The sequence below is a fragment of the Burkholderia pyrrocinia genome (assembly GCF_018417535.1).
GTDB classification, from domain to species: domain Bacteria; phylum Pseudomonadota; class Gammaproteobacteria; order Burkholderiales; family Burkholderiaceae; genus Burkholderia; species Burkholderia pyrrocinia_E.
Genome location: NZ_CP070977.1, coordinates 2,319,984 through 2,339,912 on the forward strand (window position 1 = coordinate 2,319,984; position 19,929 = coordinate 2,339,912).

Annotated in this window: 17 protein-coding genes; 8 read left to right on the forward strand and 9 right to left on the reverse strand. The window is 67.8% G+C overall.

Annotated elements, in window-relative coordinates:
- The first annotated feature begins 3 nt into the window (after positions 1-3).
- Genes JYG32_RS10800 through panB form a run of 5 tightly spaced genes read left to right on the forward strand, consistent with a single transcriptional unit; the run spans position 4 to position 4,348 of the window.
- The gene (locus tag JYG32_RS10800) at positions 4-681 is read left to right on the forward strand and encodes an HAD family hydrolase (RefSeq protein ID WP_034182802.1); all 678 of its coding nucleotides are present in this window, start codon (positions 4-6) and stop codon (positions 679-681) included.
- Between the two features lie 5 nt (positions 682-686).
- The gene (gene pcnB, locus JYG32_RS10805; protein ID WP_213263552.1) at positions 687-2,228 is read left to right on the forward strand and encodes a polynucleotide adenylyltransferase PcnB; all 1,542 of its coding nucleotides are present in this window, start codon (positions 687-689) and stop codon (positions 2,226-2,228) included.
- A gap of 35 nt (positions 2,229-2,263) precedes the next feature.
- Complete coding sequence (folK, locus tag JYG32_RS10810) at positions 2,264-2,806, forward strand: 2-amino-4-hydroxy-6-hydroxymethyldihydropteridine diphosphokinase (protein ID WP_174379879.1); 543 nt, start codon at positions 2,264-2,266, stop codon at positions 2,804-2,806.
- On the forward strand, positions 2,803-3,489 hold the full coding sequence (locus tag JYG32_RS10815) for a deoxynucleoside kinase (RefSeq protein ID WP_174379880.1): 687 nt from the start codon (positions 2,803-2,805) through the stop codon (positions 3,487-3,489). Before folK ends, JYG32_RS10815 begins: the two co-directional genes overlap by 4 nt.
- A 43-nt stretch (positions 3,490-3,532) precedes the next feature.
- Positions 3,533-4,348, forward strand: coding sequence for a 3-methyl-2-oxobutanoate hydroxymethyltransferase (panB, locus tag JYG32_RS10820; RefSeq protein WP_213263553.1), 816 nt, complete (start codon positions 3,533-3,535; stop codon positions 4,346-4,348).
- A 151-nt stretch (positions 4,349-4,499) separates the two neighbouring features.
- Here panB and JYG32_RS10825 read toward each other — a convergent pair whose 3' ends face one another.
- From JYG32_RS10825 to grpE, 5 genes are all read right to left on the reverse strand, one after another.
- Positions 4,500-6,434, reverse strand: a complete 1,935-nt coding sequence (locus tag JYG32_RS10825; RefSeq protein WP_213263554.1) for a chorismate-binding protein — start codon at positions 6,432-6,434, stop codon at positions 4,500-4,502.
- 4 nt (positions 6,435-6,438) lie between these two features.
- Complete coding sequence (gene dnaJ, locus JYG32_RS10830) at positions 6,439-7,575, reverse strand: molecular chaperone DnaJ (RefSeq protein ID WP_213263555.1); 1,137 nt, start codon at positions 7,573-7,575, stop codon at positions 6,439-6,441.
- Between the two features lie 267 nt (positions 7,576-7,842).
- The gene (dnaK, locus tag JYG32_RS10835) at positions 7,843-9,795 is read right to left on the reverse strand and encodes a molecular chaperone DnaK (protein ID WP_213263556.1); all 1,953 of its coding nucleotides are present in this window, start codon (positions 9,793-9,795) and stop codon (positions 7,843-7,845) included.
- A gap of 147 nt (positions 9,796-9,942) precedes the next feature.
- Positions 9,943-10,368: a thioredoxin family protein gene (locus tag JYG32_RS10840; RefSeq protein ID WP_174379885.1), complete on the reverse strand. Its 426-nt coding sequence runs from the start codon at positions 10,366-10,368 to the stop codon at positions 9,943-9,945.
- Positions 10,369-10,378: 10 nt separating this feature from the next.
- A complete protein-coding gene (gene grpE / locus JYG32_RS10845) occupies positions 10,379-10,924 on the reverse strand; it encodes a nucleotide exchange factor GrpE (RefSeq protein WP_174379886.1) in 546 nt (181 codons plus the stop codon).
- Positions 10,925-11,279: 355 nt separating this feature from the next.
- Here grpE and JYG32_RS10850 point away from each other — a divergent pair, with 355 nt between their 5' ends.
- Complete coding sequence (locus JYG32_RS10850; RefSeq protein WP_006476841.1) at positions 11,280-11,441, forward strand: hypothetical protein; 162 nt, start codon at positions 11,280-11,282, stop codon at positions 11,439-11,441.
- On the opposite strand, the gene JYG32_RS10855 is transcribed toward JYG32_RS10850, so the two are convergent.
- The 3 genes from JYG32_RS10855 to hrcA form a co-directional block, all read right to left on the reverse strand.
- On the reverse strand, positions 11,413-11,820 hold the full coding sequence (locus JYG32_RS10855; RefSeq protein ID WP_011351021.1) for an RNA-binding S4 domain-containing protein: 408 nt from the start codon (positions 11,818-11,820) through the stop codon (positions 11,413-11,415). The two genes, JYG32_RS10850 and JYG32_RS10855, sit on opposite strands and share 29 nt — an antisense overlap.
- 84 nt (positions 11,821-11,904) lie before the next feature.
- A complete protein-coding gene (gene hemH / locus JYG32_RS10860; protein ID WP_174379887.1) occupies positions 11,905-12,969 on the reverse strand; it encodes a ferrochelatase in 1,065 nt (354 codons plus the stop codon).
- 135 nt (positions 12,970-13,104) lie between these two features.
- Entirely contained in the window at positions 13,105-14,127 is a 1,023-nt protein-coding gene (gene hrcA / locus JYG32_RS10865) for a heat-inducible transcriptional repressor HrcA (protein ID WP_174379888.1), read from the reverse strand.
- 131 nt (positions 14,128-14,258) lie between these two features.
- Between hrcA and JYG32_RS10870 the strand changes: the two genes are divergently transcribed.
- Positions 14,259-15,161 (forward strand): NAD kinase, encoded by a 903-nt coding sequence (locus JYG32_RS10870; protein WP_174379889.1) that lies wholly within the window; start codon positions 14,259-14,261, stop codon positions 15,159-15,161.
- A gap of 19 nt (positions 15,162-15,180) precedes the next feature.
- Positions 15,181-16,830: a DNA repair protein RecN gene (gene recN / locus JYG32_RS10875; RefSeq protein WP_174379890.1), complete on the forward strand. Its 1,650-nt coding sequence runs from the start codon at positions 15,181-15,183 to the stop codon at positions 16,828-16,830.
- Positions 16,831-16,934: 104 nt separating this feature from the next.
- Here the strand turns inward: recN and glnE are convergent, their stop codons facing one another.
- Positions 16,935-19,736 carry a bifunctional [glutamate--ammonia ligase]-adenylyl-L-tyrosine phosphorylase/[glutamate--ammonia-ligase] adenylyltransferase gene (gene glnE / locus JYG32_RS10880; protein WP_213263557.1) on the reverse strand — a complete coding sequence of 934 codons (2,802 nt, stop codon included), beginning with the start codon at positions 19,734-19,736 and terminating at the stop codon, positions 16,935-16,937.
- Positions 19,737-19,929 lie beyond the last annotated feature (193 nt).

Genomic DNA, 19,929 nt, shown 5'->3' on the forward strand with positions numbered 1-19,929 from the left:
TCCATGACTAATCTGGCACTCTTTGACCTCGATCACACGCTGATCCCGACCGATAGCGACCACGAATGGGGTCGCTTCATGGTGAAGCTCGGCATCGTCGACGCGGAAAGCTTCTCGCGTCAGAACGATCAGTTCTTCGCCGACTACAAGGCCGGCAAGCTCGACATCCACGCGTACCTCACCGCGATGCTCACGCCGCTCGCGAAGTATTCGCGCGCGCAGCTCGCCGAATGGCACGAGCAGTACATGCACGAGGTGATCCGGCCAGCGATGACGCCCGCCGCGCTCGAACTCGTGCGCAAGCATCTCGACGCGGGCGACCTGTGCTGCGTCGTGACGGCGACCAACGAATTCATCACGCGCCCGATCGCGACCGCGTTCGGCGTCGATACGCTGATCGCGTGCGAGGTCGAAACGACCGACGGGCATCCCGACTCGCCGTACACGGGCCGGCCGACCGGCACGCCGAGCTATCGCGAAGGCAAGATCGTGCGTACCGAAGCGTGGCTCGCATCGCTCGGCAAGCACTGGGACGACTTCGCGCACAGCTACTTCTACAGCGACTCGCACAACGACATCCCGCTGCTCGAGAAAGTCACCGACCCGATCGCGACCAACCCTGACGACACGCTGCGTGCGCATGCAAGCACCCGCGGCTGGCGTATCCTCGACCTATTCTGAACGTCGTGATCAAAAAATTCATTCGCAAGCTGCTCGGCCAGGACGAAGCCGAGCAAACGCCCCCCGCAGCGGCTCCGGCCGACGAAGCGGCCCCTGCTGCCCCGCGCGCCGCGAAAGGCGCCCGCGGCGGCGGCGCGAAGAAGCCGCGCAGCAACCATGAGCCGACCGTCGTGCCGGCCAGCGTGCACCAGATCGATCCGTCGCTGATCTCGAGGAATGCCGTGCGCGTGACCGACACGCTGCAGCAGGCAGGCTTTCGCGCGTTCATCGTCGGCGGCGCGGTTCGCGACCTGCTGCTCGGCATCGCGCCGAAGGACTTCGACGTCGCGACCGATGCGACGCCGACCGAGGTGCAGCGCCTGTTCCGTCGCGCGCGCCTGATCGGCCGCCGTTTCCAGATCGTCCACGTGCAGTTCGGCCAGGAACTGATCGAAGTATCGACGTTCCGCGCGCTGGTCGACGCGCCGCCCGAGGCTGCTGCATCCGCCGAGCCGCCGAAACGCCTGAAGCGCGACGAACTCGATCGGCGCACGCACGCGGTCGACGCGAGCGGCCGCGTGCTGCGCGACAACGTGTGGGGCGAGCAGCATGAAGATGCCGCGCGCCGCGACTTCACGATCAACGCGATGTACTACGACCCGTCGACGCAGACGGTGCTCGACTACCACGACGGGATGGCCGACATGCGCGCCCGCCTGCTGCGGATGATCGGCGACCCGGCCACGCGCTTCCGCGAGGATCCGGTGCGGATGCTGCGCGTCGTGCGCTTCGCGGCGAAGCTCGGCTTCGAGATCGAGCCGCACACGCGCGAGCCGATCAACGCGCTGGCCGACCTGATCAACAACGTGCCGGCCGCGCGCCTGTTCGACGAAATGCTGAAGCTGCTGCTGTCGGGCCACGCACTCGCGTGCCTGAAGCAGTTGCGCAAGGAAGGCCTGCACCACGGGCTGCTGCCGCTCCTCGACGTCGTGCTCGAACAGCCGCAGGGCGAGAAGTTCATCACGCTCGCGCTGAACAACACCGACGCGCGCGTGCGCGCCGGCAAGCCGGTATCGCCGGGCTTCCTGTTCGCGACGCTGCTGTGGCACGACATGCGCCAGCGCTTCGAGCAATACACGGCCGAAGGCGAGATCCCGGTGCCGGCGCTCCATCGCGCGATGGACGACGTGATCGACATGCAGACCGAGAAACTCGCGATCCACAAGCGCTATTCGGCCGACATGCGCGAGATCTGGGGCCTGCAGTTGCGCCTCGAGAAACGCTCGGGCCGCAGCGCGATGCGGCTGCTGGAACACCAAAGGTTTAGAGCGGGGTATGATTTCCTCCTGTTACGCTGCGAATCCGGCGAGCTCGATGCGGATGTCGGACAGTGGTGGACGGATTTCATCGAAGGCGACGCGGCTGCCCGCGAGACATTGCTCACGCAGGGCGGCTCGAAGGAAAAATCGCCCCGCAAGCGGCGCCGCCGCGGCGGCGCGCGAAACCGCAAGCCGGGTGAAGGTGCCGCCGAGCAGGCACCGGACACCGCGGACGGTTCCGACGACTGACGCGCGCGCCGGCGAACGACGTAGGAAGTGATGCCATGACGGTTGCATATATCGGACTGGGGGCGAATCTCGGCGATGCGCGCCAGACCCTGAAGGACGCGGTGGTGTGCCTTGCGCAGCAGCGCACCATCTCGGTCCTCGGCAAGTCGAGCCTGTATCGCACGGCGCCGTTCGAAGCGGGCGGCGACGACTACTACAACTGCGTCGTCAAGCTCGACACGACGCTGTCGGCCCGCGAGCTGCTCGCGCTCTGCCAGAAAATCGAACATCACTTCGGGCGCGAGCGCCCGTATCGCAACGCGCCGCGCACGCTCGATCTCGACATCCTGCTGTTCGGCACCGACTCGATCGACGAACCCGACCTGATCGTCCCGCACCCGCGCCTCACCGACCGCGCGTTCGCGCTCGTGCCGCTCATCGAGATCGAGCCGGCGCTCGACATCCCCGCGCGCGGCCGCGCCGATGCGTTCCTCGCCGCTGTCGCGGGCCAGCGCGTCGAGAAGGTGCAGACCTGCCAGTGCCTGATGCAGAAGGCGCTCGCCGCGGGCGACGACACCGACAAGAACCGCTGCCGATGACCCCGACTCCTCTGACCGTCACCGCGCCCGACCTGCGCGCCCCGCACCGCTATCTCGTGATCGAAGGCCCGATCGGCGTCGGCAAGACGACGCTCGCGCGCCTGCTCGCCGAGCGCTGGTCGATGCAGGCGCTGCTCGAGCGCCCGCAGGACAACCCGTTCCTCGAACGCTTCTATCGCGACACCGCGCGCTACGCGCTGCCCGTGCAGTTGTCGTTCGCGCTGCAGCGCGCGCAGCAGGCGCGCGAGTTGATCGGCGCGCTCGAAACGGGCCGCCCCGTCATCGCCGATTTCATGCCGCAAAAGAACGAAATCTTCGCGCGGCTGAACCTGCCGGAAGACGAATGGCAGCTCTATCGCTCGGTCGCGACGCACGTGGACGTGCCGCAGGCGCCGTCGCCCGACCTCGTCGTCTATCTGCAGGCGAGCCCCGAAGTGCTGTTCTCGCGCATCCAGAAGCGCGGGCTGCCGATGGAGCTGCAGATCAGCGACGCGTACCTGCGCTCGCTCGTCGACGCGTACAACGAATTCTTCTACCACTACGACCGCACGCCGGTGCTGACGGTCGCCGCGGAACACCTGAACCCGCTGGATTCCCCCGAAGACCTCGCGCTGCTGATCGAGCGCATCGAGACGATGCGCGGCCGCAAGGAATTCTTCGTCAAGGGCGAGACGACGCGCTGACGCGTCCCGCTTGCCGTTCTTCACCCATCGAACCGGATTTCCCATGACCTATCTCCAGGAATCGAGCCGGCCTGCCGTGACGGTGCCCAAGCTGCAGGCAATGCGCGACGCCGGCGAGAAGATCGCGATGCTCACCTGCTACGACGCGAGCTTTTCCGCTCTGCTCGATCGCGCGGGCGTCGACGTGCTGCTGATCGGCGATTCGCTCGGCAACGTGCTGCAAGGTCACACGACCACGCTGCCCGTGTCGCTCGACGACATCGCGTATCACACCGCCTGTGTCGCACGCGCACAGCCGCGCGCGCTGATCATGGCCGACCTGCCGTTCGGCACGTACGGCACGCCGTCCGAGGCATTCGCGAGCGCCGTCAAGCTGATGCGCGCGGGCGCGCAGATGATCAAGCTCGAAGGCGGCGAATGGCTCGCCGATACGATCCGTTTCCTGGTCGAGCGCGCGGTGCCCGTGTGTGCGCACGTGGGCCTCACGCCGCAATCGGTGCACGCGTTCGGCGGCTTCAAGGTGCAGGGCAAGACCGAGGCTGGCGCCGCGCAACTGCTGCGCGATGCGCGCGCGGTCGAAGCGGCCGGCGCGCAGGTCGTCCTGCTCGAGGCCGTGCCGACCCTCGTCGGGGCCGAGGTCACGCACATGCTGCGCGTTCCGACGATCGGCATCGGCGCGGGCGTCGACTGCTCGGGGCAGGTGCTCGTGCTGCACGACATGCTCGGGATCTTCCCCGGCAAACGGCCGCGATTCGTGAAGGATTTCATGCAGGGTCAGCCGAACATCCAGGCGGCCGTCGAAGCGTACGTGCGCGCGGTGAAGGATGGTTCGTTCCCCGGTCCGGAACATTCGTTCTGACGCAATGCCGGCCACGAGTTCGCCGGCACCCGGATGTGAAAAAGCGCGGCGCCCTTTGCGGGGCGCCGCGCTTTTCGTTGGTACGCTGCATGAGTGAAGGTTCGCGGCGTCGGCACAAGCATGGCGCGCGATCCATCACGTCATCGCTTCATCACTTCAATACCGCGTCGAGCGCGCCACGCAACGCATTGGTCAGCAGCAACGCCTGCGCACGTGCAAGATCGTCGCAGGTCACGACGCGCTCCGTCGCGCCGAACGCACGGTCGTCGAGCAGCACGCCGCGCATCACGCCCGGCAGCACGCCGGACGCCAGCGGCGGCGTCACCCATTGGCCGTCGAGCTTCACGAACAGGTTCGAGCGCCCGCCTTCCGTCACCTCGCCGCGCTCGTTGACGAACAACATGTCGAAACCGCCGAGCGCCTCCGCCGCCTGCCACGCGCGGTCGTATTCGGCACGGCGCGTCGTCTTGTGCAGCAACAGCGCATCGCTCGCGCGGGTCGGCGCGAAACCGTGCGCGGACGCCAGCATCACGCCGACCGGCCCCGCGGGCAGCGGCTTGAGCGGTGCCGCGACGATCTCGACCGTGCCGTCCTTCGCGAGCGAGAGCTTCATCCGGTAGGCGTCGTCGCCGTCGAGCGCCGCGCAGCGCGCGTCGATCTCGCGGCGCAACGCATCGGCGTCGAAGCGAAAGCCGAGCGCATCCGCGCTGCGCTGCAGCCGCGCGAGATGGCGATCGAGATGCCGGATGCCGTCCGCACGCGTGGCGGCGGTCGTTTCGAACAACTGGAAGCCGGGATCGGCGTCCGTCAGGAATCGCGCTTTCAATTCGCACTCCGCATATTCGTCGGCCGCGACGCTGTCGAGCACGATGCCCGCGCCAACGCCCATCGTGCCACGGCGCCGGCCGGCAGGCGCCGTGGCCGGATCGCGTGTTTCGGTATCGACGACAGCCGCGCCTTCGCCGGTAGCACCTTCGCCGGCCGCATCGAGCGTCAGCGTGCGGATCGCGACCGACAGGCAGAAATCGCCGCAACCGGCTCCGCGATTGCCGGGTGCATCGGAACCGCCGCCTTCCTTCGGCGCGTCGAGCCAGCCGATTGCGCCCGTATAGAGCCCGCGCGGCGTCGACTCGATCGCATCGATCAACTGCATCGTCATGTGCTTCGGCGCACCCGTGATCGATCCGCACGGAAACAACGCGCGCAGCATCTGCGCGAACGACGTGCCGTCGCGCCAGCCGGCCTCGACCGTCGAAGTCATCTGCCACACCGACGCATACGGCTCGACGGAGAACAGCGCCGGCACGCGGACCGTCCCGGTGCGCGCGATCCGCGACACGTCGTTGCGCAGCAGGTCGACGATCATCACGTTTTCCGCGCGGTTCTTCGGATCGCTCGCGAGGAACGCGGCGGCCGCCGCGTCTTCGCGGGGATCGGCCGAGCGCGGTGCGGTGCCCTTCATCGGCCGGGCGCGCAGCACGTCGCCGTGCTTCTCGACGAACAGTTCCGGCGAGCACGACACGATCCACGCGCCGCCGGGCAGCGCGATCAGCGCGCCATAACGCACGGGCTGGCGCGCGCGCAATCGCCGGTACAGCGCGAGCGGTGTGCCGAATACGTCGAAATTCAGCCGGTACGTGTAGTTGATCTGGTACGAATCGCCCGCGCGCAGCGCGTCGTGCACCGCGGCGATCGCCGCGTCGAACGCGTCGCGCGACACGCTCTTCGCGACATGCGCGACGCCCGCGATCGACGGTGAGCCGCCGCCGTCCTGCTGCGCGAGCCACGCGTCGACTTCGTCGCGCGACAGGCGCTCGCAGCGCGCATACAGCAAAAAGCGCAGCGGGGCATCGCCCGGCTGCGCCCGTTGCAGGTTGCGTCCGAATTCGTAATCGCCGACGACCACCGCATGCAGCCCGTCGCGCAGGTCCTGCGCCACCGCCGCATCGACTTCGTCGAGCTGCGCCGGATCCGTGCACACGCGTTCGTGCACGAAGCCGGAATACAAACGACTCGACCGCGCGGACGCGGTCGAGTCGCAATCGTCCAAGAGCGCGAACGACGCGCTCTCGTTACCTTCAGTCATGCCATTACTCGAAGAAGCTCTTCACACGGTCGAACCAGCTCTTGCTCTGCGGGCTGTGACGCGCGCCGCCCTCGGCCAGCGACTTCTCGAACTGCTTGAGCAGGTCGCGCTGTTGGTCGGTCAGCTTCACGGGCGTCTCGACCTGCACGTGTACGTACAGATCGCCCGCGATGCTCGAACGCAGCCCCTTGATACCCTTGCTGCGCAGACGGAACGTCTTGCCCGACTGCGTGCCTTCCGGCACCGGGAACGACGCACGGCCGGCCAGCGTCGGCACCTCGATCTCGCCGCCGAGCGCGGCGGTCGTGAACGGGATCGGCATCTGGCAGTGCAGGTCGTCGCCATCGCGCTCGAACACCGAGTGCGGCTTGATGTGGATCTCGACGTACAGGTCGCCCGGCGGCCCGCCGTTGATGCCCGGCTCGCCGTTGCCGGCCGAGCGGATCCGCATCCCGTCGTCGATCCCGGCCGGGATCTTCACTTCGAGCGTCTTGGTTTCCTTCACCTTGCCCGACCCGTGGCAATGCAGGCACGGCTCGGGGATGTAGGTGCCCGTGCCATGGCACTTCGGGCAGGTCTGCTGGATGCTGAAGAAGCCCTGCGACATGCGCACCGTGCCCTGGCCGTGACAGGTCGGGCAGGTTTCCGGCTTCGTGCCGGGCTTCGCGCCCGACCCGTGGCAAACCTCGCACGACACCCAGCTCGGCACGCGGATCTGCGTGTCGTAGCCGTGCGCAGCCTGCTCGAGCGTGATTTCCATGCTGTAGCGCAGGTCGGCGCCGCGGTACACCTGCGGGCCGCCGCGGCCGCCGCGCGCGGCGCCGCCCGCGGCCTGGCCGAAGATGTCGCCGAAGATATCGCCGAACGCATCCGCGAAGCCGCTGAAGCCCTGTGCGCCCGCACCGCCCATGTTCGGATCGACGCCCGCGTGGCCGTACTGGTCGTACGCGGCCCGCTTCTGGCTGTCCGACAGCATTTCATAGGCTTCCTTCGCCTCCTTGAAATGCTCTTCCGCATCCTTGTTGTCCGGATTGCGGTCAGGGTGATACTTCATCGCAAGCTTGCGATACGCCTTCTTGATTTCGTCGTCGCCCGCATTCTTCGCGACGCCCAGAACCTCGTAGTAATCCCGTTTCGCCATATCGATTCACTGTGCCGCCACGCATCGCGCACGCGGCGGCTCCTTTCGCCTGCAGTAAAGTCTCTCGACTCGTCTGGCGCTGCGCCGTCCGCGGACGGCTCGCGCAGCACCCGCCAAAAAACAAATGTGCCCGGAGGGCCGCGAAGCCCGCCAGGCGTGGAGTCGATCCGGCCATCCGGAAGGAAAGACAGACCGCTTTTCAGTCGCTTGTCAGCCGCAGGCCGCGCGCGTTTGCGCGCGCGGCCTGCGGTGCCATGGCAACCCGGCTTAGTCCTTCTTCACTTCCTTGAACTCGGCGTCGACGACGTCGTCGGCAGCCTGCTGCGCACCGCCCGCATGGGCCGCGCCTTCCGCTGCACCCGCCGCGCCGGCGGCACCCGCCTGCTGGGCCTGCATGTCGGCGTACATCTTTTCGCCGAGCTTCTGCGAAACCTTGCCGAGCTCCTCGACCTTCGCGTCGATCGCAGCCTTGTCGGCCGACGTGTCCTTCAGCACTTCCTCGAGCGACTTCAGCGACACTTCGATCGCTTCCTTCTCGCCCGCGTCCAGCTTGTCGCCGTACTCGGTGAGCGCCTTCTTCGTGCTGTGGACCAGCGCGTCGCCCTGGTTGCGCGAATCGGCCAGCTCGCGCAGCTTGTGGTCTTCCGCTGCGTTCGCTTCCGCGTCCTTGATCATCTGGTCGATTTCAGCCTCGGACAGACCCGAGTTGGCCTTGATCGTGATCTTGTTTTCCTTGCCGGTCGCCTTGTCCTTCGCGCCGACGTGCAGGATGCCGTTCGCGTCGATGTCGAAGGTCACTTCGATCTGCGGCACGCCGCGCGGTGCCGGCGGGATGCCTTCGAGGTTGAACTCGCCCAGCAGCTTGTTGCCTGCCGCCATTTCGCGTTCGCCCTGGAACACCTTGATCGTCACGGCGCCCTGGTTGTCGTCCGCCGTCGAATACACCTGCGCGTGCTTCGTCGGGATCGTCGTGTTCTTGTTGATCATCTTCGTCATCACGCCGCCGAGCGTCTCGATGCCGAGCGACAGCGGGGTCACGTCGAGCAGCAGCACGTCCTTGCGGTCGCCCGACAGCACCTGGCCCTGGATCGCCGCGCCAACCGCGACGGCTTCGTCCGGGTTCACGTCACGGCGCGGATCCTTGCCGAAGAACTCCTTCACCTTCTCCAGGACCTTCGGCATGCGGGTCTGGCCGCCGACCAGGATCACGTCGTCGATGTCCGACACCTTGACGCCCGCGTCCTTGATCGCGATGCGGCACGGTTCGATCGTGCGCTCGACGAGGTCTTCCACCAGCGCTTCCAGCTTCGCGCGGGTGATCTTCAGGTTCAAGTGCTTCGGGCCCGACGCGTCCGCCGTGATGTACGGCAGGTTGATTTCGGTCTGCTGGCCCGACGACAGCTCGATCTTCGCCTTTTCAGCGGCTTCCTTCAGGCGTTGCAGCGCGAGCACGTCCTTCGACAGGTCGACGCCCTGCTCCTTCTTGAACTCGCCGATGATGTAATCGATGATGCGCTGGTCGAAGTCTTCGCCGCCGAGGAACGTGTCGCCGTTGGTCGACAGCACTTCGAACTGCATTTCGCCGTCGACGTCCGCGATCTCGATGATCGACACGTCGAACGTACCGCCGCCGAGGTCATACACGGCGATCTTGCGATCGCCCTTCTCGACCTTGTCGAGGCCGAACGCGAGCGCGGCTGCCGTCGGCTCGTTGATGATCCGCTTGACTTCGAGGCCCGCGATGCGGCCGGCGTCCTTGGTCGCCTGGCGCTGGCTGTCGTTGAAGTACGCCGGCACCGTGATCACGGCTTCCGTGACCGGCTCGCCGAGGTAGTCCTCGGCCGTCTTCTTCATCTTGCGCAGCACTTCCGCCGAAACCTGCGGCGGTGCGAGCTTTTCGCCGTGCGCTTCGACCCATGCGTCGCCGTTGTCGGCCTTGACGATGGTGTACGGCATCAGGCCGATGTCCTTCTGGACTTCCTTCTCTTCGAAGCGGCGGCCGATCAGGCGCTTCACTGCGAACAGCGTGTTCTTCGGGTTGGTCACCGACTGACGCTTGGCCGGCGCACCGACGAGCACTTCGTTGTCGTCCATGTAGGCGATGATCGACGGCGTGGTGCGCGCGCCTTCCGAATTCTCGATGACCTTGACCTGGTTGCCTTCCATGATGGCAACGCACGAATTCGTGGTGCCGAGGTCAATACCGATGATCTTTCCCATTTTTCCTAATCTCCAGAAATGCCTGTTTGCTGCGCGAAACCCCGCGTTTTTGGGCGGTATCGCGCGCCAGAATTCAACTCTGTTCCCGAAATGCGTCCGTCCGGTCCGTTTTCAAGACCCGACAGGCGATGCGGATATTAAATTTTTTCAATCGCCGCCGGCTACCGGATCGCCGGCCGCCGGATCGCCGGCCGCCGCGGCGATCTTCGCCCGCGCCGCCGCAACGGCCGCCTGGAACTGCGCGAGGCCATGCCAGCCCGTCGCGCGGCCGAGGCGCTTGCCGCGGTGGAAGAAGAACCACGTCGGCACGCCGTGCAATCCGAAGCGGCGCCCAAGCTGATGGTGCTCGTACACGTTGCAATGGAACCACTTCAGGTCCAGCGCGCGGATCGCGTCGGGCTGGGCGAGCATCGCCTTCTTCGCGATCTCGCAGTTGAAGCAGTCGACGCCCCAGAAGAACACCACCGCGAGCGCGTCGCCCGCGCCTTCGATCCCCGCGTCGAACGTGTCGGCGGCCAGCGCCTGCATGTCGAACACGGCGAACGCGGCCGAATCGACGCCGGCGGGAACCATCGCGGCTGCCTTACTTCGGCTGCGCGACGGTGACGAGCGCCGGACGCAGCACGCGGTCGGCGATCGTATAGCCCTTTTGCAGCACCGCGACGACGGTGTTCGGCTCCTGCTCGGCCGGCACCATCGAAATCGCCTGGTGCTGGTGCGGATCGAACTTCTCGCCGACCGGGTTGATCGCGACGACGCGGCCCTTCTCGAGCGCGCTCGTCAGCTGGCGCAGCGTCAGTTCGACGCCTTCGCGCACCTTCGTGATGTCGCCGGACGTGTCGCTGACGGCCGCTTCCAGGCTGTCCAGCACGGGCAGCAGGTGTTCCGCGAAGCTCTCGATCGCGAACTTGTGCGCCTTCGAGACGTCGTCCTGCGCGCGGCGGCGCACGTTCTCGGTCTCGGCCTTCGCCCGCAGGAAGCTCTCCTGCAGCTCGGCGACCTTGGCTTGAGCCTCCGCGAGCGCCGCGTCGGCTGCTTCGGCGGCGGGAGCAGCGCCTTGCGCCGCCTGCTTCTCGCTGCCGATGTCTTCGGCCGATTGGGTAGCCGGGTTCTCTTGCGTATTTTCCATGTCGCTGAAAGTCGATTAGAGGTTGAAGCCAAATCGGCAACCGCCGGACCGTATACCCGGCGGCACCGCACATCATTGGTGCAAATAAGGACGAAAACTACGATTTCAAGACGGTTATTCGCCGGCATTCTCCAATGCCGCGAAACAACCGCTCGCTTCGTCGGTGCAGGCCTCGCATAGTCCGCCAGATCGGGCGAAACGGCCTGTAACAACGCTTACCTGGCAAGTACTAGCTTGGCACAGGCCCGCTGCACTACACTCCACTCAAGCGTCGGAAAAGCGTGTTTACCCTAGCTGACCGTCGCCTTACATCCACCTGGCGCCGTTTTCACCCTTCTTTTCGAGGGGGAGTACCGTGAAACTGACCTTTGCGATATCGGTGGTCGCGCTGGTACTCATTGCCGGCACCACCACCATCTGCCTGTCGGGAGCCGTTACCGACCGCACGACCGAATACGGAAGCGCGCGGGCGACCTTCGACCAGATGTTCAGCTCCCACCAGAAAATCTGTCGATGATGCGCCTGTCGCGCTTCGTCGGCCGACCGTGCAGTTCGGCCGCCGGCTCGCGATACGTGCGGCGCCGCTCCAGTTCGGCAAGCCGCGCGGCCCGCCCCGCTTCCGTTTCCGCGTAAAGCGTCTGCGCGACGCTCGCCGGTCCGCGCACGTCGCACACGCCCAGCACGGCAATGTGCCAGACGATGCCGTCGATCGCAATCTCGACCTCGTCGCCGACGCGCACCTCCTTCGCCGGCTTGACCGCCGCGCCGCCGATCTTCACGTGCCCCTTGTCGACCGCATCGGTCGCGAGCGAACGCGTCTTGAAGAACCGGGCCGCCCACAGCCATTTGTCGATGCGCAGCTTCGCGCCCGGTTCCGTGGAAATCTTGTAGTTCATGTCAGCCTCCGCCGGGCCGCCACAAGGAGGCCGACCGCCTCCTCGGGGAGCAGCGAACGAAGTGAGTGCGGGGGTCGTTCCATGTCAGCTCACCGTTTCGGGCTGGGCGGCCCTGACGGGCCAGCCCTGCAGGTTCTCGGCGACGATCTCGCCGATCGCGCCGAGCCACGCGGGCGCGCCGTTCAGGCAAGGAATGCGGTGGAACGCCTTGCCGCCGCCGGCGAGGAATTCGTCTCGCACTTCCATGCCGATCTCCTCGATCGTCTCCAGGCAATCGGCCGTGAAACCGGGACAGAACACGTCGGCCCGCCGCACGCCGGCCTCGCCGAACCCGCGCAGCGTCGGCGCGGTGTACGGCTGCAGCCATTCGGCCTTGCCGAAGCGCGACTGGAACGTGATCCGGCATTCGACCGTCGACAGCCCGAGCGCAGCCATCAGCAGCGCGCCGGTTTGCTGGCACTGGTCGTGATAGGGGTCGCCGAGGTCGAGCGTGCGCTTCGGCACGCCATGAAAACTCAGCACGAGCTTGTCGCCGGCCGCGAAGTCGGGCCGGCCGTGCTGCGCCCAGTACTGGCGCACCTGCTCGGCAAGCGCGTGGATATAGGCCGGATGGTCGGCGTAGTGCCGCACCGTGCGCACCTCCGGCTGGTTGCGCATGCGCGCGAGCGCGCCGAATGCGGCATCGAATGCGGTGGCCGTGGTCGACGCCGAGTATTGCGGATACATCGGCATCAGCAGCACGCGCTCGACGCCCGAGCGCTTGAACTGCCCGAGCGCCTGCGCAATGTTCGGGCTGCCGTAGCGCATCGCATGGTCGACGAGCACATGATAGCCGTTCGACACGAGCAGGTGCCGCACGCCGTCGGTCTGGCGCTCGGTGTGCACGCGCAGCGGCGAGCCCTCGGGCATCCAGACGGCCGCGTATTTCTTCGCGGACGCGCGGCCGCGCAACGGCAGGATCAGCGTGCGCAGCAGCACCTGCCAGACGGCCTGCGGGATTTCGACGACCCGCGGATCCGACAGGAATTCGGCCAGATAGCGCCGCACCGCACGCGGCGTGGGGGCGTCGGGCGTGCCGAGATTGATCAGCAGCACGCCGATGCGATGGGCAGCCGCGGTGCTCGAAGGCGGCTCAAGATCGAAACGCATGGGCAAGTACGTGCTCGGGGCACGGGACCGGACGGCTCTCAATTATAGCGGGCCGCCCCGTGCCGTTCGGCCGACTGTCGGCGCAGGCGGCGCCGCGGCACGATGACGGGGCGGGATCGGGCCGGCGATCGCAGGCTATTGCTGGCTCAGCGTGAGCGACAGCAGGCGCGCGGTGATGTCGACGATCGGTATCACGCGGTTGTACGCCATGCGGGTCGGGCCGATCACGCCGAGCGTGCCGACGATCTGCCCGTTCACCTCGTAAGGCGCGGTGACGACGCTCATTTCCTCGATCGGCACGAGCGTCGATTCGCCGCCGATGAAGATCTGCACGCCCTGGGCGTGGCTCGACACGTCGAGCAGTTGCAGGAGGCCCGTCTTTTGGTCGAACACGTCGAACAGCTTGCGCAGCCGGGCCATGTCGGACGAAAGGTCCGCCACTTCGAGCAGGTTGCGCTCGCCGGAAATCAGCACGGAGTCCTCGGTGTCGGGCACTTCGGTGCTGGCCGTCACCGCCAGATGCATCAGCGCGGTCATGTCGCCGCGCAACTGGTCGATCTCGTCGCGCAGGCGGCGGCGCACCTCGTCGAACGACAGGCCGGCGAAATGCGCGTTGATGTAGTTGGACGCCTCGGTCAGCTGCGACGGCGAGTAGTCGCGCGGCGTCGCGAGCATCCGGTTCTGCACGTCGCCCTCGGGCGTGACGATGATCAGCAGGATGCGCTTGTCCGACAGGCGCATGAACTCGATCTGCTTGAACACGTGGCTGCGGCGCGGCGTCAGCACGACGCCCGCGAACTGCGACAGGTTCGACAGCACGCTCGCGGCGGCCGCGACCACCCGTTGCTGCGGTTCGCCGGCCTGCAGCGTGTTCTGCACCTGCCGCGCGACGGCCTCGGCGTCGATCGGCGTCTCGACCGTCAGCATCGTGTCGACGAACAGCCGGTAGCCGCGCGGCGTCGGCACGCGGCCGGCCGACGTGTGCGGGCTCGACACGAGGCCGAGCTCCTCCAGGTCGGACATCACGTTGCGGATCGTCGCCGGGCTCAGCTCGAGCCCGGAGTAACGGGACAACGTGCGCGATCCGACTGGCTGACCGTCGACGATATACCGTTCGATCAGGGTTTTCAGGAGGGTTCGTGCGCGAGGATCTAGCATGGTGGAAAATTTTAGCGCAACCGCGCGACCGCGGCGAGTGGCGTCGGCCGCCGTTGCGCAGGCCGGCCCGATCCGGCCCCGTCGGCGCACAGCCGGTTCTTTTCGTCAACGAGCTATGGTGTAATGCCGGCATGAAAACCGGTAATCAGTTCAACACCGTCGCGCTCGTCGGCCGGAGCAACACGCCCGGCATCGCCGAGCCGCTCGCTACTCTGGCAGCCAGCATCGCCAAGCGGGGCTTCGAGGTCGTCTTCGAAGGCGATACCGCGCGCGAGATCGGCATCGCCGGCTATCCGGCGCTCACCCCGGCCGAAATCGGGGCGCGTGCGGACGTGGCGGTCGTGCTGGGCGGCGACGGCACGATGCTCGGCATCGGCCGCCAGCTTGCGCCGTACCGGACGCCGCTGATCGGGATCAACCACGGGCGGCTCGGCTTCATCACGGACATCGCGGCGGCCGACATGCACGCGCTCGTCCCCGTGATGCTGGCAGGCAAGTTCGAGCGCGAGGAGCGCTCGCTGCTCGAGGCCCGGATCGTGCGCGACGGCGAACCGATCTACCACGCGCTCGCGTTCAACGACGTCGTCGTGAACCGCAGCGGCATCTCCGGGATGGTCGAGCTGCGCGCGTCGGTCGACGGCCGGTACATGTACAACCAGCGTTCGGACGGCCTGATCGTCGCCACACCGACGGGCTCGACCGCGTACGCGCTGTCGTCGGCCGGCCCGATCCTCCATCCGCAGCTTCAGGGCATCGTGCTCGTGCCGATCGCGCCGCACGCGCTGTCGAACCGGCCGATCGTGCTGCCCGACGATTCGAAGATCGCGATCCAGATCGTCGGCGGGCGCGACGTCAACGTGAACTTCGACATGCAGTCGTTCACCGCGCTCGAACTGAACGACACGATCGAGGTGCGCCGCTCGAAGCACACGGTGCCGTTCCTGCACCCGGTCGGCTACAGCTACTACGCGACGCTGCGCAAGAAGCTGCACTGGAACGAACACGCATCGAACGAAGACGACAAGGCGTCCTGACGCCCACCCGCCCGACACCATGCTCCGCCACCTCTCGATCCGCGACTTCGTCATCGTGGCCGCGCTCGATCTCGAATTCGACAGCGGCTTTTCCGTCTTCTCCGGCGAAACCGGCGCCGGGAAATCGATCCTGATCGACGCCCTCGCCCTCGCGCTCGGCGAACGTGCCGACGCGAGCGTCGTGCGCACCGGCTGCGGCCGCGCCGACATCACGGCCGAATTCACGCCGCACGACCGCGTCGCGCGCTGGCTCGACGAACATGCGTTCGACGCCGAGGACACCGTGATGCTGCGCCGCGTGATCGACGCGAACGGCCGTTCGCGCGCGTTCATCAACGGCACCAGCGCAACGCTCGCGCAACTGCGCGAACTCGGCGAGATGCTCGTCGACATCCACGGCCAGCACGCGCACCAGTTGCTGATGCGCCCCGATGCGCAGCGCGAGCTGTTCGATACGCACGCGGGGCTCGTCGCCGATGCCGCGAACGTCGCGCGCGCGTGGCGCGTCTGGCGCGACGCGACACAGGCGATCGATGCCGCGAAGGCGCACGAGCGCGAGTTGCAGCTCGAACGCGAAAAGCTCGCGTGGCAGCTCGCCGAGCTCGACAAGCTCGCGCCGCAAGCCGGCGAATGGGACGAAGTCAGCAACGAGCACAAGCGCCTGTCGCATTCGGCGAACCTGATCGAAGGCGTGCGCGGCGCGCTCAACGCGCTGTCCGAGGCCGACGACGCGATGCTCGCGCAGCTCGGCGCGATCGTGTCGAAACTGCGCGGCCTCGCCGACTACGACACCGCGCTCGGCGACGCGCTCGCGTCGCTGGAGCCGGCCGAGATCCAGCTGCAGGAGGCCGTCTATTCGCTGTCGCACTACGCGCAGCGCGTCGATCTCGATCCGGAGCGGCTCGCGCAGGTCGAAACGCGTCTCGATGCGCTGCACTCGACCGCCCGCAAGTTCCGGCTGCCGCCCGGCACGCTGCACGAAGAACATGCGGCACGCCGCGCGCAGCTCGCCGCGCTCGACGCGGCCGCCGATCTCGGCGCGCTCGAGGCGACGCAGGCCAAGGCGCGGGAAGCCTATCTCGCCGACGCAAAGCACCTGTCCAAGGCACGCGCACAGGCCGCCAGGGCGCTCGGCACGGCCGTCACGGCCGGCATGCAGGAACTGTCGATGGCGGGCGGAAGTTTCGAAGTCGCGCTCGTGCCGCTCGCCGACGGTGGCCCGCACGGGCTCGAGCAGGTCGAGTTCCGGGTCGCCGGGCACCCCGGCGTGCCGCTGCGGCCGCTCGGGAAAGTCGCGTCGGGCGGCGAGCTCGCGCGGATCAGCCTCGCGCTCGCCGTGATCGCGAGCGCGGCGAGCCCGACGCCGACGCTGATCTTCGACGAAGTCGATACGGGGATCGGCGGCGGTGTCGCCGAAGTGGTCGGCCGCCTGCTGCACCAGCTCGGGCGCGACCGCCAGGTGCTGTGCGTGACGCACCTGCCGCAGGTCGCCGCGCGCGGCGACCACCACTTCCAGGTCGCGAAGGGCGCCGACGATCGCGGCGGCACGGTGTCGACGGTCGTCGCGCTCGACCGCGCCAACCGGATCGAGGAAGTCGCGCGGATGCTCGGCGGGCTCGAGATCACGGCAACGACGCGCAAGCACGCGAAGGAAATGCTGGCGGCCTGACGCGGCCGCCAGATTGTCCCGACCAAGCCGAACGGGCCCGCACCGTTCGGCTTTCAGCGCGGAGCGGCTGTGGATGAAACGCCCGCAGCCCGCCCCGCTCCCGTTCAAACGCCCGTTTCAACCGCCCCGAACACGCGCGTCCACAGCGCCGTCACGGCCGCCCGCTCGTCGGCCACCACGGCCGGCTCGACGCGCGCCTTCTCCATCCCGTCGAGCCGCAGCTTATGCTGCAGCTTCCGGTACTTGCGGTAGGCCGCGCCGACGCGTTCGGCCTCGTCCTCGCCCATCAGCCCGAAGCGCGCGACCTCGCGCAGCAGCGCGATGTTGCCCGTGTTACGGATCAGCTCGGCGTCGCTCGACGCGTGCAGCAGCACCCAGTACTGGACGATGAACTCGATGTCGACCATCCCGCCGCGATCGTGCTTCAGGTCGAACAGCTCGGTCTGGTTCGGGTGGCCGGCAAACACCTTGCCGCGCATGTCGACGATCTCGTTCGCGAGCACGCCGCCGTCGCGCGGCATCGTCAACACCTGCTGGCGGATCGCCTCGAAGTCCGCGCCGATCTGCGTGTCGCCCGCGCTGTAGCGGGCGCGCGTCAGCGCCTGGTGCTCCCACACCCACGCGGTATTCGCGGCGTCGCCCTCGCGCAACTGGTAGCGGCGGAACGCGTCGAGATCGGTGACGAGCAGCCCGGCCTCGCCGTTCGGCCGCAGCCGCAGGTCGATGTCGAACAGCGCGCCCGCGCCGGTCGCCGTCGTGAGCCACGTGATGAGCCGCCGCGTGAAGGTCGTGTAGACGTCCGCCGAACGCTCGTCGGGGTCGTCGTACAGGAAGATCAGGTCGAGATCCGATGCATAGCCGAGCTCCTTGCCGCCCAGCTTGCCGTACGCGATCACCGCGAATTTCGGCACGTCGCGATGGCGCTTCGCGAGCTGCGACCAGACGACTTCGATCGTCACGTCGAGCACCGCGTCGGCCAGCTCGGACAGGCGGTCGCTCACGTGCTCGACCGACAGTTGCCCGGCGAGATCGATCAGCAGGATCCGGAACACCTCCGCGTGCTGCGCATGCCGCAGCAGGTCCATCTGCTGCTCGGGGCCGTCCGCCGCCGCGAGGCGCGCGCGCAGCGCATCCTTGAACGCGGGCCAGTCGAACGGGCTCGCGATCGCCTCGTCGTCGAGCAGTTCGTCGAGCAGTTGCGGGTGGCGGATCAGGTAGCCGCCGCCCCAGCGCGTCGCGCCGAGCACCGACAGCACGCGGTCGAGCGCGGCCGGATATTCGGTCAGCAGCGCGAGATAGACGCCGCGCCGGCTGACCGTCTCGAGCAGGTCGAACAGGCGCACGATCGTGTCGTCGCGGCGCGCGGCGTCGATCCGCGGCGCGGCCTCCAGCGCGCGCTGCGCGACGCGGTCGAAGCGGTGCCGGCTCTTTTCCGGCAGGCCCGTGTAGCGCGACGATTGCCAGACCGCACGCAGCCGCGCGAGCACCGCCGCCGGATCGGCGAAGCCGAGGCCGTCGAGGCGGGCCGCGAGCGCGTCGTCCTCGCCGTCGTCGGCGAGCGCGCCGCTCCAGATCCACGCGGCGGCCGTCTCTTCGCCCGCGCCGCAGGGTGCGCCGTTCACCTTGTCGGCGAAGATCTGGTCGAACTGCGCCTCGACGAAGTTCCGGTACTCGTCCAGCACCGTCATCAGCGCCGCATAGTCGGCAAAGCCGAGCGACGCGGCCAGCGCCGCACGTTCGTCGGGCTCGACCGGCATCGCGTGCGTCTGCGCGTCGTTGCGGTACTGCAGCCGGTGCTCGAGCGTACGCAGGAAGTTGTAAGCGTCGGTCAGGCCTGCGCGCACGTCCTCGCCGATCAGCCCGCGCGCCTGCGCATGGCGCAGCACCGCGAGCGTCGGCCGCACGCGGAACTCCGCGTCCTGGCCGCCGCGGATCAACTGGAACACCTGCGCGCTGAACTCGATCTCGCGGATCCCGCCACGCCCGAGCTTGATGTCGTCGGCCTTGTCGGGCCGCATCGACGCGCGGCGCGCGGCCTCCTGCCGAATCTGCTGGTGCAGCGAACGAATCGCGCCGATCACACCGAAATCGAGATAGCGACGGTACACGAACGGCTTGACGATCGACTCGAGCTGCGATGCCAGCCGCTGCGCCGCGTCGCTGTCGCCTTCCGACACGAGCCGCCCCTTGATCCACGCATAGCGCTCCCACTCGCGCCCCTGCACGTAGAAATACTCCTCGAGCATCCCGAGGCTGCAGACGAGCGGCCCCGAATCGCCGTTCGGGCGCAGCCGCATGTCGACGCGAAACACATAGCCGTCGGCCGTGACCTCGGACAGCACGCCGATCAGGCGCCGGCCGAGCCGCGTGAAGTATTCCTGCGTGGACAGCGGCGCGCGCGCGCCGCCGGTCGTCTCGCCGTCGTCCTCGTAGACGAAGATCAGGTCGATGTCCGACGACACGTTCAGCTCGCGGCCGCCGAGCTTGCCCATCCCGACCACGCCGAGCACGACGCGCTGGCCGTCGGCGCCGCGCGGCTCGCCGTACAGCGCCTCGAGTTCGGCCGACAGCAGCGCAAGCGAGCGCTGCACGGCCACCTCGGCAAGATCGGTCATCGCGCCCGTCACCTCGGCGACGTCCGCCAGCCCGCGCAGGTCGCGCTCCGCGACCGCGCCGAACGCCTCGGCGCGCAGTTGCCGCAGCGCGCGCTTCAGTTGCTCGTCGGACGGCGCGGCCGTGCCGGCCGGCATCGCGAGCAGTTCGGTGAGGCGCGCGTCGAGCTGCGCGCGGGCGAGCGGCGCGGCGGCCCACGCGGCGACCTGCTCGGCCAGCGCGGGCCGCGCGGCGGCCGCGCGTGCGATATAACGGGAATAGGACGTGCTGATCAGGGCGGAAGCGTCGGTCATCGAAAAGCGGGCCTGGCGGTAAGGCCGGCCGGTGCGGGCCAACGCGTGCGCGCCCCGCTGCCGGCCGGCCCCATGGACTCGGCGCGGCATCGCGGGACGCACGTGCGTCCGCCGCGAAACCGCGCGCCGGAAAGCCCGTGCCGCGCTGCCGCAACGGCCGCCGGCACGAACCCGTGTGATACATTTCAACGTC